Annotated in this window: 19 protein-coding genes, 1 riboswitch and 1 other annotated feature; of the genes, 14 read left to right on the top strand and 5 right to left on the bottom strand. The window is 40.2% G+C overall.

What is annotated here, in order from left to right; all coding sequences use genetic code 11:
- Window positions 1-33 precede the first annotated feature (33 nt).
- Entirely contained in the window at window positions 34-774 is a 741-nt protein-coding gene (lpxH, locus tag C0W29_RS05630) for a UDP-2,3-diacylglucosamine diphosphatase (RefSeq protein WP_045041655.1), read from the top strand.
- Window positions 775-859: 85 nt separating this feature from the next.
- Here lpxH and C0W29_RS05625 read toward each other — a convergent pair whose 3' ends face one another.
- On the bottom strand, window positions 860-1,756 hold the full coding sequence (locus tag C0W29_RS05625) for a sulfite exporter TauE/SafE family protein (protein WP_045041656.1): 897 nt from the start codon (window positions 1,754-1,756) through the stop codon (window positions 860-862).
- 214 nt (window positions 1,757-1,970) lie between these two features.
- Between C0W29_RS05625 and C0W29_RS05620 the strand changes: the two genes are divergently transcribed.
- The 9 genes from C0W29_RS05620 (at window position 1,971) to hisIE (ending at window position 10,196) form a co-directional block, all read left to right on the top strand.
- On the top strand, window positions 1,971-2,495 hold the full coding sequence (locus C0W29_RS05620) for a YchJ family metal-binding protein (protein WP_045041657.1): 525 nt from the start codon (window positions 1,971-1,973) through the stop codon (window positions 2,493-2,495).
- Between the two features lie 353 nt (window positions 2,496-2,848).
- Window positions 2,849-2,984: a sequence feature (His leader region), on the top strand.
- A 59-nt stretch (window positions 2,985-3,043) separates the two neighbouring features.
- Complete coding sequence (gene hisG, locus C0W29_RS05615) at window positions 3,044-3,940, top strand: ATP phosphoribosyltransferase (protein WP_045044331.1); 897 nt, start codon at window positions 3,044-3,046, stop codon at window positions 3,938-3,940.
- Between the two features lie 3 nt (window positions 3,941-3,943).
- Window positions 3,944-5,245 (top strand): histidinol dehydrogenase, encoded by a 1,302-nt coding sequence (gene hisD / locus C0W29_RS05610; RefSeq protein WP_045044330.1) that lies wholly within the window; start codon window positions 3,944-3,946, stop codon window positions 5,243-5,245.
- An 8-nt stretch (window positions 5,246-5,253) separates the two neighbouring features.
- Window positions 5,254-6,294 (top strand): histidinol-phosphate transaminase, encoded by a 1,041-nt coding sequence (gene hisC / locus C0W29_RS05605; protein WP_045044576.1) that lies wholly within the window; start codon window positions 5,254-5,256, stop codon window positions 6,292-6,294.
- A 21-nt stretch (window positions 6,295-6,315) separates the two neighbouring features.
- Window positions 6,316-7,386, top strand: coding sequence for a bifunctional histidinol-phosphatase/imidazoleglycerol-phosphate dehydratase HisB (gene hisB / locus C0W29_RS05600; RefSeq protein ID WP_080895311.1), 1,071 nt, complete (start codon window positions 6,316-6,318; stop codon window positions 7,384-7,386).
- A complete protein-coding gene (gene hisH / locus C0W29_RS05595; RefSeq protein WP_045041661.1) occupies window positions 7,386-8,042 on the top strand; it encodes an imidazole glycerol phosphate synthase subunit HisH in 657 nt (218 codons plus the stop codon). The genes hisB and hisH overlap by 1 nt, the downstream gene beginning before the upstream one ends.
- Before the next feature lie 19 nt (window positions 8,043-8,061).
- Window positions 8,062-8,796 carry a 1-(5-phosphoribosyl)-5-[(5-phosphoribosylamino)methylideneamino]imidazole-4-carboxamide isomerase gene (gene hisA / locus C0W29_RS05590; protein WP_045044328.1) on the top strand — a complete coding sequence of 245 codons (735 nt, stop codon included), beginning with the start codon at window positions 8,062-8,064 and terminating at the stop codon, window positions 8,794-8,796.
- Window positions 8,797-8,805: 9 nt separating this feature from the next.
- Window positions 8,806-9,579 carry an imidazole glycerol phosphate synthase subunit HisF gene (gene hisF, locus C0W29_RS05585; protein WP_045041663.1) on the top strand — a complete coding sequence of 258 codons (774 nt, stop codon included), beginning with the start codon at window positions 8,806-8,808 and terminating at the stop codon, window positions 9,577-9,579.
- Entirely contained in the window at window positions 9,576-10,196 is a 621-nt protein-coding gene (gene hisIE / locus C0W29_RS05580) for a bifunctional phosphoribosyl-AMP cyclohydrolase/phosphoribosyl-ATP diphosphatase HisIE (RefSeq protein ID WP_036795456.1), read from the top strand. Before hisF ends, hisIE begins: the two co-directional genes overlap by 4 nt.
- 70 nt (window positions 10,197-10,266) lie before the next feature.
- Here hisIE and C0W29_RS05575 read toward each other — a convergent pair whose 3' ends face one another.
- Both C0W29_RS05575 and C0W29_RS05570 read right to left on the bottom strand, forming a co-directional pair.
- Entirely contained in the window at window positions 10,267-10,845 is a 579-nt protein-coding gene (locus tag C0W29_RS05575; RefSeq protein WP_036795458.1) for a thymidine kinase, read from the bottom strand.
- 175 nt (window positions 10,846-11,020) lie between these two features.
- Complete coding sequence (locus tag C0W29_RS05570; RefSeq protein ID WP_045044327.1) at window positions 11,021-12,607, bottom strand: Na+/H+ antiporter NhaC family protein; 1,587 nt, start codon at window positions 12,605-12,607, stop codon at window positions 11,021-11,023.
- Window positions 12,608-12,715: 108 nt separating this feature from the next.
- Window positions 12,716-12,897: riboswitch (Lysine riboswitch) on the bottom strand.
- 378 nt (window positions 12,898-13,275) lie between these two features.
- On the opposite strand from C0W29_RS05570, the gene C0W29_RS05565 reads away from it, so the two are divergent.
- Complete coding sequence (locus C0W29_RS05565) at window positions 13,276-13,671, top strand: H-NS family histone-like protein (RefSeq protein WP_036795461.1); 396 nt, start codon at window positions 13,276-13,278, stop codon at window positions 13,669-13,671.
- Between the two features lie 216 nt (window positions 13,672-13,887).
- Here C0W29_RS05565 and C0W29_RS05560 read toward each other — a convergent pair whose 3' ends face one another.
- Window positions 13,888-14,859 (bottom strand): lytic murein transglycosylase, encoded by a 972-nt coding sequence (locus C0W29_RS05560; protein ID WP_045044326.1) that lies wholly within the window; start codon window positions 14,857-14,859, stop codon window positions 13,888-13,890.
- 15 nt (window positions 14,860-14,874) lie between these two features.
- Complete coding sequence (locus C0W29_RS05555) at window positions 14,875-15,147, bottom strand: YcgL domain-containing protein (RefSeq protein WP_036795464.1); 273 nt, start codon at window positions 15,145-15,147, stop codon at window positions 14,875-14,877.
- A 222-nt stretch (window positions 15,148-15,369) separates the two neighbouring features.
- On the opposite strand from C0W29_RS05555, the gene minC reads away from it, so the two are divergent.
- From minC to minE, 3 genes are read left to right on the top strand one after another with little or no spacing between them, the layout of a single operon-like run.
- Window positions 15,370-16,071, top strand: coding sequence for a septum site-determining protein MinC (gene minC / locus C0W29_RS05550; RefSeq protein ID WP_036795466.1), 702 nt, complete (start codon window positions 15,370-15,372; stop codon window positions 16,069-16,071).
- Window positions 16,072-16,096: 25 nt separating this feature from the next.
- Complete coding sequence (gene minD, locus C0W29_RS05545) at window positions 16,097-16,909, top strand: septum site-determining protein MinD (RefSeq protein WP_036795467.1); 813 nt, start codon at window positions 16,097-16,099, stop codon at window positions 16,907-16,909.
- A 6-nt stretch (window positions 16,910-16,915) separates the two neighbouring features.
- The gene (gene minE / locus C0W29_RS05540) at window positions 16,916-17,179 is read left to right on the top strand and encodes a cell division topological specificity factor MinE (RefSeq protein WP_036795468.1); all 264 of its coding nucleotides are present in this window, start codon (window positions 16,916-16,918) and stop codon (window positions 17,177-17,179) included.
- The last annotated feature ends 49 nt before the right edge of the window (window positions 17,180-17,228 follow it).

The raw sequence follows: 17,228 nt of genomic DNA, 5'->3' as shown, positions 1-17,228 counted from the left end.
GGGCGGTCAGTTACCGCCCTTTACTAATCACTTATGACCACATTATTTATTTCAGATTTGCACTTAAGTGCTGAACGTCCAGACATTACCGCTTGTTTCTTACGCTTTATGGCACAAGAAACCCACGCTATCGACGCCTTGTATGTATTAGGGGATTTATTCGAAATGTGGATTGGCGATGATGAAGACTCCCCTTTCTTACAGCAAGTCAAACAAGCCTTCAAAACGCTGACAGATGCTGGCACACCTTGTTACTTTATTCATGGTAATCGTGACTTTTTAATTGGTAAACGATTTAGCCGCGAAACGGGAATAATAGTATTACCCGAACATACTGTGGTTGATCTTTATGGTACACCAACGTTAATTTTACATGGTGATACACTCTGCATCGAAGATCAGGCCTACCAACGCTACCGTAAAAAAGTCCATAACCCTGTTATTCAATGGTTATTTGCACGATTACCATTATCGTACCGTATTAAAGTCGGTGATAAATTTCGTCAGAGTAGTGGTAAAAATAATCAAGCTAAAAGCCAATCAATTATGGATGTCACTGAGGCAGAAGTCATACGCATAATGCGTGATGCTAATGTAACCCAGATGATTCACGGTCACACTCACCGACCTGATATTCATAATCTTAATATTGATGGTCTACCAGCACAGCGTATTGTGCTTGGTGATTGGTATGATCACGGTTCAGTACTCGTATATGACATCAATAGTTATCAACTAGAAACCCGTAACTTCAATGCCCCAAGCTCAAACTGATCATTCATATCTAAACCACAAAAAAAGCAAAAGGTACGACATGCGTACCTTTTGCTTTCATAAGTAGACGTTACGAACGTTAGACTTATTGTGGTTTCATTATCGCACTTGGCATAATTTTTCTATCCGCAGCCCATGAACGATACATGGTCACAGAAGTGTAAAATACCACGGCACACACTAGCCACGCGAGCACATGCATATCTAATGATTTCACTAAATAAGCTGCAACCATCACCATTATCGGTCCTACCAACGCCACAGTCACTGTCGCACGACTATTAAATCGATTGTGGCGAATAAAACTTGCCGATGAGAAGAAACTTAAAAACGCACATGAGCACATCATGACCGGAAAAGCCGCTAATGGATTCATCCCCAGCAAGTAAATCATCACCATACATGGCGCATATAAGCCAATACCTACCGTCATTAAAGCGCCAAAAATAAAGTTACCAATAATACCGATGACTAACTTCCAACCGCTTAAACCTAGGCTGCTACCTCCAAGTGGAAACAACTTTAATTGTCCAGCAAGCATTAAACTCGCCACAATTAATAATGCGACACTCATTACGATACGAATATGTTGTCGATCCCAACTTGAGACTAACCGCGCCCCAATAGTTGCACCAACACAAGCAGCAACAACGAGGCTTAATAACGTTACCGAATCAACCGAAACCGCTGTCATAAAGATAAATGCCTGAAAAACAGTTGGCATCACTGACTGACAATTAAGGGTTCCGGGTAACTGCTGATCATCAATTAACTTAAACTGCTTATAACCCGCAGTCATAATGGCAAAACTACCAATGCCTAAAGTATCGCAAAAATGGGCAAAACCACCAACAATGGCAATAGGGATAATACGTGTCTCTGCTTCCTGCTTACGGTTTTTCTGCCATGCTATAAACAGCATAAAGCTAAAAATACCGCCACCAACAAGCAATCCCGCTTGTATCAAGGTAAATATGGACATAACTACTACAAATGCGAGAAGGTTATTCGAGGCACACAATTGTGCACGTCACTGATTTTATTCCAGTGGCCGATATTATGTACCTATGTGTTATCAGTTTCCATTTTTTTAATCACCCAATCAATATATTGCGCCAAATATAAACACCGATTGCCAATCAAGATGATAAAAACGTAAACTAAGGCTAATTCCTTTACTAAGATCGGCTAAAAACATGTCAAAACATAATGATGAATGTCCTTGTGGCAGCCATAAACCCCTTACTGAATGCTGTAAGCCTATTCATCTTAATCATGCATTAGCAACCCATCCCGAGCAACTGATGCGTGCACGCTACAGTGCTCATGTATTAGGTTTAGTTGATTTTGTGGTGCAGACTTATCACTCTAGCTGCGAAGCTGAACAACACCGTGCCGCCATTGCAGAATCTATCGCTCTAAAATGGCTTGGGCTCGAAGTTATCAGCAGTGAAATCGCTGCTGACGGACAGGGCTACGTCGAGTTTAAAGCTGGCTATAAAGAAGCAGGGGAAGAATACGTCCTACAAGAGCGATCTCGATTTGTACAGCAGCAAATAAATGGTGAGTTATATTGGTTTTATATTGATGGTGAATACCCACAACCACCACCAAGTGAGCAACCTGCACCTCCAGCTCCCGTCACCAGCAATAAAACCATAGGTCGTAATGATCCTTGCTTGTGTGGTAGCGGAAAAAAATATAAAAAATGCTGTGGTTGAACAAACTCATTACTGCATTTAATCAATAAATGAGAACCATGTGGTTCTCGTTTATTGGCGATAAAATTGTTACATCATTGATAAGCGACGTCGAAACAACTCATATTTCCTTACATCACAAAAAATCAATCTCATTCAAAAAAACAAATAACCCATTAAAGTTCATGTGTTTAGTTTGGTTTTATCCAATATATATCCCCTTAAAGCATTAACACTATTATTTAACATTTAATTTAACTTTCAGCTAAAATTATTGTTGCAAAAAACAATCAGCTTCGATAGTGTGAAGGACAACAACGAATAGCGTTGATCTTAATAGAGTAAATATTTATGCGTATCCAAATGATTACATTTCATCACCATCATCATCCTGACTAGTCTTTCGGGAGGATACGCCTCACCCTGGAAGACGCATTTTTTCTTCCAGTGGTCATAACGGAATATCACATTCAGACCCTCGGAAGAAACTTCTTTCGAGGGTTTTTTAATACCTAATTTTCAATTCGAAATTTTGATTATATGAATGAATTTAGACAAGGAATATAACTATGCAAACCCAACGATTACGCATTGCGATTCAGAAAAAAGGCCGTCTTAGCAAAGAATGCCAAGACTTATTAAAACGCTGTGGTGTTAAATTCAATATGATGGGGGAACGACTGGTTGTTCACGCTGAAAATATGCCAATCGATCTGTTATTAGTACGTGATGATGATATTCCAGGTCTGATCATGGATGGTGTGGTTGATTTAGGCGTTATTGGTGAAAATGAACTTGAAGAAGTCGGTCTTGAACGTGCAGCCCGTAACGAAGCATGTGATTATATTACATTACGTCGACTGGATTTTGGTGGTTGTCGCCTATCAATTGCGATTGATAAAGATGCAGATTACAACGGTCCCCAAGATCTTAATGGCAAACGTATCGCCACCACTTACCCGCAATTAGTTAAGCGTTACATGGATGATATCGGTGTTAAATTTACCACCTGTATGCTCAATGGTTCCGTCGAAGTTGCGCCACGTGCAGGTTTAGCTGATGCTATTTGTGATCTCGTTTCAACAGGCGCAACCTTAGAAGCCAACGGCCTCAAAGAAGCGGAAGTTATTCTGCGCTCTAAAGCAGTATTGATTCAATCAACTGAAACTATTAGTGATGACAAACAAGCGTTAATAGAACGCCTTCTGACCCGTATGCAAGGTGTTATTCAAGCTAAAGAATCTAAATACATCATGCTACACGCTCCAACAAATCGCCTTGATCAAATTAAACGTTTATTGCCAGGTGCTGAAGACCCTACCGTATTACCACTGGCTGGCGATAATAGCCGCGTTGCCATTCACCTTGTCAGTTCAGAAAATCTATTTTGGGAAACCATGGAACAGCTCAAAGAGTTAGGTGCCAGCTCTATTCTCGTTTTACCCATTGAAAAAATGATGGAGTAAGATATGAAAACAGTAGTATGGCAATCTCTCACTAAAGACCAGCAGCAACAGCTTCTGGCGCGTCCAGCGGTTAGCAATGGCGCGAATATCACGACCATTGTTAGTGATGTAATAAATCAAGTCCGTCAGCAAGGCGATCAAGCGCTATTGGCATTAACTGAAAAATTTGATGGTTTACGTCCCGCAACACTTAACGTTTCATCGTCTGAAGTGAATGCAGCTTGCGCCCGTTTAAACGACGAGATGAAAGCGGCTTTAGAGCAGGCACACCGTAATATCACGACTTTCCACCTTGCTCAACAGCTGCCTCCGCTAAGAGTGGAAACACAAGCTGGTGTTATTTGTGAGCAAGTCACCCGTCCAGTAAGCTCTGTTGGATTATATATCCCTGGCGGTAGTGCGCCATTGCCATCTACCGTTCTAATGTTAGGTGTTCCGGCGCAAATAGCAGGTTGTCGTCAAATCACTTTATGTTCACCACCGCCAATTGCCGATGAAATTTTATATGTCGCAAAACTGTGTGGTATTAATAATATTTACAACGTTGGCGGTTCACAAGCGATTGCTGCGATGGCATATGGCACCGAAACTATCGCCTCGGTTGATAAGATTTTTGGTCCTGGAAATGCTTTTGTTACTGAAGCCAAACGCCAAGTCAGTAATGATTTTAGAGGCGCGGCGATTGATATGCCAGCAGGCCCATCTGAAGTATTAGTGATTGCTGATGACACAGCGGATCCTGAGTTTATTGCTGCTGACTTATTAAGCCAAGCAGAACACGGACCAGACTCGCAAGTAATATTAGTTACGCCAAGCCAAAATATTGCTGACCGTACTGCTGCTGCTATTGAACGTCAATTAACTCAACTTTCACGGGCGAACATTGCCCAACAAGCCTTAGCTTCAAGCTTATTAATTGTGACTGAAACCATACTCCAGTGTGTTGCAATTTCTAATCAATACGGCCCAGAGCACTTAATTGTACAAACCTGCGAGCCACGAGAATTAGTGTCATTACTGGACAATGCAGGCTCTATTTTCTTAGGTCAATGGTCACCAGAATCTGTCGGTGATTATGCATCAGGCACCAACCACGTGCTGCCTACTTATGGATACACTCGTACTTATTCAAGTCTTGGTTTAGCCGATTTCAGCAAGCGAATGACAGTACAAGAGTTATCAGCCGATGGTTTACTCGGCATTGCAAAAACAGTGACCACAATTGCAGAAGCTGAAGGTCTTGACGCCCACAAACATGCAGTCACTATTCGGGTTAATAAATTAACCACACAACAAGAGAATTAATCATGGCCATCACCCAACTAGCCCGTAAAAACGTACGTGAATTAACCCCTTACCAGTCAGCACGTCGTTTAGGCGGTAAAGGTGATATTTGGCTCAATGCTAATGAGTCACCGTTCGCCAATGAATACAATATTAATCTTGCGAGATTAAATCGTTACAGCGAGTGCCAGCCACCGGAATTAATCAACGCTTATGCTGATTATGCAGGGGTTGAACCACAGCAAGTTTTAACCTCACGCGGCGCCGACGAAGGTATTGAACTTATCATTAAGGCCTTCTGTGAGCCAAACTGCGATAGCATTCTATATTGCCCTCCCACTTATGGTATGTATGCCATTAGTGCAGAAACGAATGCCGTTAATGCCAAAGTAGTGCCACTCACACCTGAGTGGCAACTTGATCTTAGTGCTATAGCCACCAACCTTGAAACAGTTAAAGTTATTTTTGCTTGCAGTCCCAATAACCCCACCGGTAATTTACTTGCCCGTAAAGATATTATTGCCTTATTAGAAATGACAACAGATAAGGCATTAGTGGTTATTGATGAGGCTTATATTGATTTTAGTCTCCAAGATAGCGTCAAAGATTTATTAGCAACATACCCACAGCTGATTATTTTACGCACGCTCTCCAAAGCTTTTGCACTTGCAGGTCTACGCTGCGGTTTTACTTTAGCTAATAGCGATATTATAGAAATACTACTCAAGGTGATCGCACCTTACCCTGTCCCCGTACCTGTAACTGAAATTGCAGTGCAAGCCTTATCAGTCGCTGGGCGTGCACGTACTAAATTTCAAGTATTAGATTTGTGCGCTAACCGCGCTTACCTGCAAGCTGGGCTTAGTATGTTAGCCGGTGTAACGGTATTTGATAGTTATGGTAACTACCTTTTAGTTAAATTTGCTGATGCCGATAAGCTGTTCAATGCCTTATGGGATAACGGCATTATTTTACGTCGTTCACCAATTGAAAATTGTATTCGTATCAGTGTTGGTAATCGTGATGAATGTGAAAAAACCCTCGCATTTATTCGCAGCCAATTACAATAATAATTAATAAGGACATTAATTGTGAGCAAAGAGAAAATTCTATTTATTGACCGTGATGGCACCTTAATTGTTGAGCCTCCTGTTGACTTTCAAGTTGATCGATTAGACAAACTGCAATTTGAACCGAATGTTATTCCAGCATTACTTGCTCTGCAAAATGCGGGTTATCACTTAGTAATGGTAACTAACCAAGATGGTCTTGGTACGGACAGTTATCCCCAAGCAGATTTTGATGCCCCCCATACAATGATGATGGATATTTTCAGCTCACAAGGGGTTCATTTTAGTGATGTCTTGATCTGCCCCCACTTTGACCACCAGCAATGTAGCTGCCGTAAACCAAAACTGGGGCTAGTCAAAGACTACTTACAGCAAGGCCGAGTTGATTTTGCGACCTCTGCGGTGATCGGCGATCGTCAAACAGATCTTCAATTGGCAGAAAATATGGCGATCCGTGGCATTCAATATCACCCTCAAACTATGAATTGGCAACAGATCGTGACAGATCTCACCACAAAACCACGGATCGCAGAAGTGGTTCGTACCACCAAAGAAACGGATATCCGCGTCAAAGTGAATCTCGATCAAACGGGTGGCAATACTATCTCAACGGGATTGGGATTCTTTGATCATATGTTAGATCAAATAGCCACTCACGGCGGATTCCAAATGACATTAATAGTCGATGGGGATTTACACATTGATGATCACCACAGTGTTGAAGATGCAGCACTCGCATTAGGTGAAGCATTACGCCAAGCCCTCGGCGATAAGCGTGGTATTGGCCGATTTGGATTTAGTTTACCGATGGACGAATGTTTAGCTCAATGTGCTTTAGATCTATCTGGTCGCCCATACCTTAAGTTTGATGCGACATTTAGTCGTGATCAAGTTGGTGATCTTTCGACAGAAATGGTGCCACACTTCTTCCGTTCGTTAACTGATACCCTTGCCTGCACACTGCATCTGTCATCAACAGGCAATAATGATCACCATATTGTCGAGAGTTTATTTAAAGCCTTTGGCCGCACGTTACGCCAAGCAATCAAGGTTGAGGGTAATGATCTTCCAAGTAGCAAAGGAGTGTTGTAATGACAGCACCATCAATCGCAAACACTGAGCAACGAGTCGTTATTATTGATACTGGCTGTGCCAATGTATCTTCGGTGAGATTTGCCATTGAACGCTTGGGCTATCAAGTAGAAATAAGCAAAGATCCACAAGTGGTATTAGCGGCTGATAAGCTATTTTTACCCGGCGTTGGTACTGCTAGCGAAGCAATGCATAATCTTGAGCAACGTAATTTGATTGCGCTCGTTAAACAAGTCACTAAACCGTTACTTGGCATTTGCTTAGGGATGCAGTTATTAGGTAAACAATCACAAGAGCATGGCCAGAATGGCACCGATCTTGTCCCTTGTTTGGGATTATGTGATGCCGTCGTTAAGAAAATTAGCGCTCCAGAGTTACCTTTACCTCATATGGGATGGAATACGATTACACCGCAACCCAACCATCCGCTATTTAAAAATATTCCCGTTGGCAGTTATTTTTACTTCGTTCATAGCTATGCCATGCCTGTATTTGATCACCGTGATAGCGACGGTGGGCAAACCATTGCAACGACAACATATGGTCAAGCATTTACTGCAGCAGTACAAAGTGGCAATTATTATGGGGTTCAATTTCATCCAGAGCGCTCCAGTAAAGCAGGGGCGCAACTGATAAAAAATTTCCTTGAACTATAACCATAACAAAGGATCTGTAATGATTATTCCTGCATTAGATTTAATTGAGGGCCAAGTCGTTCGTTTATTTCAAGGCGACTACGGACAAGTAACTGAATATAAAGTTAACCCTGCAGAGCAATTTGCGTTATATCACCAGGCTGGTGCTAACTGGCTTCACCTGGTTGATTTAACTGGCGCTAAAGATACTCAAGCACGCCAATTAACCCTAATTAGTCAATTACTTACTAGCACACCAGCCAATGTTCAAATTGGGGGTGGTGTACGCTGCGAGCAAGACGTTAGCGATTTACTTAACGCCGGCGCACAGCGGGTTGTGATTGGATCAACGGCGGTTAAACAACCAGAAATGGTCAAGGGTTGGATTGAAAAATATGGCGCTGAACATATTGTCTTAGCACTTGATATTAACATTGATGTCAATGGTAAACGTGCTGTCGCGGTTTCTGGTTGGCAAGAAGATTCAGGTATCAGTATCGAAACCTTACTTGATGACTATCTTAAAGTCGGTTTACGACATGTGCTATGCACTGATATTTCTCGAGATGGTACGTTAGCGGGTTCAAATGTTGAACTGTATATCGATTTATGCCACCAATACCCACAAGTACAATTTCAATCATCCGGTGGCATCGGTTCACTTGAGGATATTGCTGCCCTTAAAGGTTCTGGAGTTGCGGGTGTGATCGTCGGTCGTGCATTATTGGACGGCAAGTTTACCGCTGAACAAGCGTTCACTTGTTGGAATAGTTAAGGAGAGCCAATGTTAGCTAAACGTATAATTCCTTGTTTAGATGTTCGTGATGGTCAAGTGGTGAAAGGGGTTCAATTTCGTAACCATGAAATCATTGGCGATATTGTTCCACTGGCTAAACGCTACGCTGAAGAAGGCGCTGACGAACTGGTGTTTTATGATATTACCGCCTCAAGCGATGGTCGAGTGGTTGATAAAAGTTGGGTATCACGAGTTGCTGAAGTGATTGATATTCCATTTTGTGTCGCTGGCGGAATTAAATCAGTAGCAGATGCCAGTCAAATTCTACAATTTGGTGCGGATAAAGTATCCATTAACTCCCCTGCTCTTGCAAATCCAGCGTTGATTACCGAACTTGCCGATAAATTTGGCGTGCAATGCATCGTGGTAGGTATCGATTCTTATTTTGATGCCGCAACAGGTCAATACCAAGTTTATCAATTTACGGGTGATGAGCACCGCACTCAAGCAACCCAATGGCAAACCTGTGACTGGGTACAAGAAGTACAACGACGTGGTGCTGGCGAAATCGTATTGAATATGATGAACCAAGATGGCGTTCGTAACGGTTATGATTTAGACCAATTGAATATGGTACGTAATGTGTGTCAGGTACCATTAATTGCTTCTGGTGGCGCAGGTGAAATGTTCCATTTTCGTGATGCCTTTCAACTTACCAATGCTGATGGTGCACTGGCAGCGTCCGTCTTTCACAAACAAATTATTAATATTGGTGAGTTAAAGCAATATCTTAAACAACAACAGGTGGAGATTCGACTATGAGTTTAATAACGACTATTGATTGGGAAAAAGTAGCCGGATTGATCCCTGCTATTATTCAAGATAACAACAGTGGCCAAGTCTTAATGCTTGGTTATATGAATGATGAAGCCCTCACCAAAACTCTAGCCACAGAGCAAGTAACTTTTTGGTCTCGTACTAAAAATCGATTGTGGACCAAAGGGGAAACATCCGGCAACGTGTTACAGCTTAAAAGTATTAAGCTCGATTGTGATCAAGACACATTATTAATACAAGTCGATCCAGTTGGCCCAACCTGTCATTTAAACACCACCAGCTGTTTTGATAACGATAATAATACTAACGCTCAACCTAGTTTAGTATTCCTTCATCAACTTGAGCAAGTACTGGCTGATCGTAAAGGTGCAGATCCCGACTCTTCTTATACTGCCAGTCTCTATGCTCGTGGCACCAAGCGTATATCGCAGAAAGTAGGTGAAGAAGGCGTTGAAGTTGCGCTTGCAGCAACCTCGGGTGATAAAGCGGAATTAGTCTGTGAATCAGCAGATCTTATATATCACTTATTAGTATTATTACAAGATCAAGACCTCGCACTTGAAGATGTTATTAATAAACTCAAACAACGTCATCAACAATAAATACACCGAGTATTATCATCACTCATAAAAAAAGGAAGCTCGGCTTCCTTTTTATTTATGTCAATCTGTATTACAGACCCAACGCTTCTTTATAATGGGCACGACACACTGACACATAACGATCATTGCCACCAATTTCAACTTGGTTACCGCCAGCAATCGCATTACCAGCAGCATCTTGACGAATAACCATATTCGCTTTACGGCCACAATGACAAATTGTTTTTAGCTCAACTAATTTATCAGCCCATGATAATAAATAGCGACTACCTTCAAATAACTCGCCAAGAAAATCTGTCCGTAAGCCATAACATAAAACAGGAATATCTAATTTATCGACGACTTCAGTCAATTGATAAACTTGCTCTTTAGTTAGGAACTGGCTTTCATCAATTAATACACAATCAATTTTACCTGCGCCTGAAAGCTGAATTAATTTCTGATAAAGATCATCTGTAGAATTAAATAATTCGGCATCTTCCTGCAAACCAATTCGAGAGCTAACTTTACCTTTACCAAAACGATCATCAATTGCAGCAGTGAAAATAATTGGCGTCATGCCTCGTTCACGATAGTTAAATGACGATTGTAATAATGTGGTCGATTTCCCAGCATTCATTGCTGAGTAATAGAAATACATCTGGGCCATTAGGCTTTCCTAGTAATATTGATTACGTTTAAAAAATCGCGCCGATGCTACATAAAATCATCGCCAATGAAAAGTATCTATATCAACAACTGTTATTGTTGTTATAAAAAAAACCAGCTGACATCATCAACTGGTTCAATTTAAACCCATTGGGTTATTTTAATAACATTTAGTTTTATGCATTAACTTTCTTAGGTTGACGTGACAACCAAGCTAAGAAAAAACACATTAAGGTAAACGCAGTTGTCGCCGCTAAAAATGCGAGCGCCAATGAGTCAGTAATACCTAAAGCTAAAAATCCAATCGCAGAAATAATAGCAACAGATAATGCATAAGGTAGTTGAGTCGCTACGTGATCAATATGATGGCAACGCGCTCCGGTAGAAGACAATATTGTAGTATCCGAAATTGGAGAACAGTGATCACCAAAAACTGAACCCGCTAAAACACTCGCCAGCATTGGGAGCATTAAACTAATTTCCGTCGCGCCAGCAAGATCACCCGCTATTGGTAACATAATACCGAAAGTACCCCATGAGGTACCGGTAGAAAAAGCCATAATCCCTGAGAGTAAAAATAAAATCATTGGCAACAATGCTGGATTAATATTTCCTTGCACAAGGGTCGATAAATATTGCCCCGTTTTCATATCACCAATAACACTACCAATACTCCATGCGAATAGTAGAATTAATATCGCACCAAACATTGATTTTGCGCCAATCCATAATGTGTTACCAATATCTGAGACTGGAATTCGCTGACGAAACACCGGTATGATTGCCGCAACTAAACCAAAGGCCCCACCTAAGCATAATGCTTGACCGACATTGGTATTTTCAAAGGCGCCTAATAGTGCAAACGGTTTACCTTCTGCTGCTAGTACCTGATAGCCAGTAAATACCATAAAAAAGAACGTCGCTATAATAAGAATAACAATTGGCCATACTAAATCGCCAACGCGACCATTCTGGCTCTCTTTTATATCGAGTTCTTCGGTTAAATCTTTAGCTTGCTCGTCAACGTCACCACCAGCATCAGTACCACGACCATGACTCGCGGCAAGCTCATGCTTTCTCATCGGCCCAATATCCCATTGGAACCACGACACGACAAAGACCATTGCTAACGCAAAAATAGCATAAAAGTTCATTGGCGCTAACGTCATAAAAGCACTTAATGGCGTATATTCTGTAACGCCATGAGTGACTAAGATGCCACCAATCAAGGTAATTATATATGCCCCCCAACTTGATGCAGGCATTAATACACACATAGGTGCAGCAGTAGAATCAAGAATATAGGCTAATTTTGAACGTGAAACCTGAAAGCGATCAGTAACAGGGCGAGCGATAGAACCAACGGCAAGGCTATTAAAATAGTCGTCGACAAAAATGAATACGCCTAAAAAAGCAGCGAGAAGTTTTGCCCCACGTTTAGTCTTAATTTTAGTTTGTGCCCACTCAGCAAAAGCACGTGTACCACCTGAAAGTGTCAATAAGGCTGTCGTCATTCCCAGCAATATTAAAAATAGTACAATACTCATATTCCAAGTATTAATACCACCATCAGAAATAAACAGCCCTTTGATTGATGTAGCAAGGTAAGACCCTGTATTTGCGAAAGAAAAATCGTTAAGAAATAATGCTCCAAGTACAACACCAGTACCTAAAGACAATAATACTCTACGGGTTAAAATCGCCAAGCCAAGTGCAACTAACGGCGGAATAATGGATGTTAAGGAATGGGAATAATCTATCAAAGTTTATGATCTCTAAGACAACCAATTTTGGTTAGAAGATCTACTGCTTGATATAAGCGCAATGGCATATTAATTTGAGTATAAGGAAAGAAGGTTAGCCTTTCCAGCCTCCACAGTAGCACTCCATAGTTATGTATTTATCTACTATGGCAGTGTTGCACTTCTTCAATGCAACCCCAGTAAGAATATTTGATAGTTATATCTCACTTCGGCATCGGCTCCTTTCGCTAATAGTCATCGGTATCACCCTCGTATTAGTTACTGATAAACAATGCACCTCTACCCTTATCGTTAAGGAATAAATCATTCTACGTAAATAGCGAAATATTGCAACATCGGAAATTCAAAAAATTAACAACAAAAATCATAAACAGACCAAATGTAACCATAACCCTCCAATAATAATGAAGTAGCATAACATTTTAAATTTTATTATCATTTAACATATAAAACGCTGTAACAATAACTAAAACTATTCCGCTTGTATTTATACTATTAATGAAGATACATTTTATAAATAGTCTCATATACTAAATATAAATACTTTTTAAATTAAAGAAGTGATTAAAATGTTTTACACTGAATGTATAAAAGTATTACTATTGCAAAATATGTTTTAACGCTGCTATTATTATTTATAGTTAATTAAAAATAACAGGAAATATAAAATGTCTGATGCAATGAAAGCGCTTTTAAATCTTCGTAGCCTACGCGCACTTTCTCGTGAATATACACTAGAACAACTTGAAGAAGCGTTGGATAAACTAACAACAGTTGTTACTGAACGTTCTGAAGCTGAAGCTGAAGAACAAGCAAAAGAAAATGAACGTAATGAAAAGCTAGCTCAATATCGTGAAATGCTTTTAGCTGACGGTATTGACCCTGAAGAATTACTAGCAAGTTTAGCTAAAGCACCAAAAGCAAAGCGTGCAAGTCGTCCGGCTAAATATAAATTCATCGATGAGAATGGCGATGAAAAAACATGGACAGGCCAAGGCCGTACACCTAGCGCTCTAAAGAAAGCGCTAGATGATGGTCAAGCTCTTGAAGAATTCGAGATCTAATATATAAAGAATAAATAAAAAGCCTAAACTATTTAGGCTTTTTTTATATCTGCAAATAATTATATGATTACTATTTCACGTACAAATATCCCGAATAAGAATAAAACAACATTCTTATTTAGCCCATTAATATAACACCAACAAAAAAGCCAGACATTAATGCCTGACTTTTTAGTTATTACTTAAACTCGTATATTAAGTCTAATGGTAATTAATTTATTGAATACGATCAGCTAATGCACTTACTGCTAAAGCAAAATAATGCGAACGATTCCACTTTAGTAATGTTCTATAATTTTCATATATCAGATACGACTTACCTTCACCACCATCAGGCTGAATCAACCATGCTTGAATATCAGCTTTCGGCAAAGTGCCGCGACTATTACTCATCACGCCTAATTGTTGCCATTGAGCTAATGTTTTTCCTTTTTCAGTTTCAGTACCTTCGTAGCTATCAGCTAAGACCTTTGATAATTTAACTGGACGTCCCCAAGTATATTCACTATCCCATCCAGATAGTTTTAAATAATTAGCGGCAGAAGCAAAAACATCGGCTTTAGTATTCCAAATATCGGCTTTACCGTCACCATTACCATCAACAGCATACGTAAGGTAAGACGTTGGCATGAATTGACACTGACCCATTGCCCCAGCCCAAGAACCTTTCATATCAGCTATAGAAATATTACCATCTTGCAAAATTTCTAATGCAGCCATTACTTGCTTTCGAAATAATGCTTCACGACGGCCATCGTAGGCCAATGTCGCTAAGGCTTCAACAACATGATAATTACCTTGGATTTTACCAAAATTACTTTCAATACCCCATAAAGCGACAATAAACCGTGGCTGTACACCATATTGTTTACCAATCCGTTCTAGTGCCACTTTATTTTGTTGGTAAAGACGATTGGCCTGCTTTACTTTCCAATCAGGAACTGCACGAGTAATATATTGCTCTAGCGACAGTTTCTTCTCTGGCTGATTATTATCAGCTTTGACTGCACGGGCTGTATATTTAATGCCGTCAAATGCAGCATCAATTATTGGCTCTGAAATACCATTACCACGTGCTTCAACTTTTAATTTATCTACGTAGGCATCGAATCCTTCTTCACTGGCAAATGCAGAAGAGGACAATCCCATTCCTATGGCAACAAAAATCGATATCAAACGCTTATGCATAATAGCCTTATTTTATTATTTAGCAGCTTTATCTGCCTTATATTGATCCAATAAATTAGTCACTGGTGGCGGTACTTGTAAATAAAAACCGACAGTCGCTAATGCTTCTTTGACTTTCTCTACATCAGCCAGCGCTAATGTTCTTCCCTCAAGTTTGATCACCATCACAAATTGAGGTTTACCAAATGTCGACATTAATTGTGCAGGTACATCCGCAAAATCATCTTTTTTATTAATGTATAAATAAGTATTGTCTTTTTTTAAACTTTTGTAGATCGAACACAACATATAATTAGCCTATTTCATTTATGCGCCATACATTTCAGAGTACTATTACAAGCAATCATTCACTATTGACTCAGTTTTAAGTAAATAGTGTGAGAAGTTTGTCTGAAAAACAAACGTCAACGCAAGGATAGCTTGCCCCTAACGGCTAGTGAATATACCATGCTAGTACCTTTGTGATAATGAACTAAATGGTTAATTTAAAATCTTAGCCATAATATACCTATGACCAAGATAGCTGAACTAAAAGGGAGCTCGTTCACGCTCTCTGCACTTCATTTAGTTGATAATGACATTAGTAAAGTAACTAATCAGCTAAAAGACAAAGTTGAACTCGCACCAAATTTTTTTGCTTCAGCCCCTGTTGTTATTGATATATCACAAGTTGATGCTGATATTAACTTTGAACAACTAAAAGCTGGCATTATTGATGCAGGAATGATTCCTGTCGGTATCGGTGGTTGCAAAAATAAAACACAGCAAACACAGGCAAAAGCCGCTGGTTTTGCTATTATGAATGCTGCAAGACCTGTTAAAGATGAGCCATCTGAATTTTTAGCTGAAACATTAGATACCCCAGCAAGTACCGATAAAGAACCAACGTTAATTATTCGTACTCCGGTTCGCTCCGGACAACAAATTTATGCTCGTAATCGTGATCTGGTTATTCTCAGTAATGTCAGTGCTGGTGCAGAAATTCTTTCTGATGGTTGTATCCATATTTATGGCACGCTACGTGGTCGCGCAATTGCGGGTGCAAGCGGTGAGCAAAGTGCGACAATTTTCTGTCAAAACTTACAATCTGAACTAATTTCTGTTGCGGGAAACTACTGGCTGAGTGATAACATTCAGGAAGAGTTTTGGGGCAAAGGTGTTGTCATATCTCTTGAAGACAGTAATCTCAGTATAGAACACCTAGCTTTATAAAAAGTTTTAAGAAGGAATTGAGTAAATGGCACGAATTATCGTTGTTACCTCAGGTAAAGGCGGCGTTGGTAAAACAACATCAAGTGCTGCTATTGCATCTGGTCTAGCACTGAGCGGTAAAAAAACTGCAGTCATCGATTTTGATATCGGCCTGCGTAACCTCGATCTCATTATGGGTTGTGAACGCCGTGTCGTTTATGACTTTGTTAATGTTATTAATGGCGAAGCAAATCTAAGTCAGGCGCTAATTAAAGATAAGCGTGTTGATAATTTATTTGTGCTTCCAGCATCACAAACTCGCGATAAAGATGCATTATCTCGCAATGGTGTTGAGAAAGTATTTAAAGAACTAGCAAAAATGGGTTTTGATTTTATTATCTGTGACTCACCAGCTGGTATTGAAACGGGTGCCCTAATGGCACTGTATTTTGCAGATGAAGCGATTGTAACTACGAACCCTGAAGTATCTTCAGTTCGTGACTCAGATCGTATTCTAGGTATTCTAGATTCGAAGTCTCGTCGTGCAGAAAAAGGCCGCGAGCCTGTTAAACAGCACCTTTTACTTACACGTTACAATCCTACTCGCGTTAATCAGGGTGAAATGCTAAGTGTACAAGATGTTGAAGAGATCCTTCACATTCCACTACTCGGTGTTATTCCTGAAAGCCAAGCAGTATTGAATGCATCCAACAAAGGTGAACCTGTTATCTTTGATAAAGGTTCTGATGCAGGACTAGCCTATGAAGACACAGTTGCACGTTTACTTGGTGAAGAACGTCCTTTCCGTTTCTTAGAAGAAGAAAAGAAAGGCTTCCTAAAACGTCTATTTGGAGGCTAATTGACCATGGCACTGCTCGAGTTTTTTCGCCCACGTAGAGCGAAAACTGCAAATGTAGCAAAAGAACGGCTACAAATTATTGTTGCTGAAAGACGTAGTGCTGGGCAAGCATCTCCAGCCTACTTACCACAATTAAAGCGCGATATTTTAGCAGTTATTAGTAAATATGTTCAAATTAACCCTGAACATGTTTCAGTAAATCTAGACCATAACGGTGATGAATTATCGGTACTAGAACTCAACGTCACGTTACCTGACGAAGAAAAATAAAAAAGCCCCGCTAAGTATCACTTAGCGGGGCTTTTTATTATCTTATATA

Source organism: Photobacterium kishitanii (assembly GCF_003026355.1).
Taxonomy (GTDB): domain Bacteria; phylum Pseudomonadota; class Gammaproteobacteria; order Enterobacterales; family Vibrionaceae; genus Photobacterium; species Photobacterium kishitanii.
The sequence above is the reverse complement of the archived record's forward strand: the minus strand, read 5'-3'. Positions and strand labels throughout refer to the sequence as shown.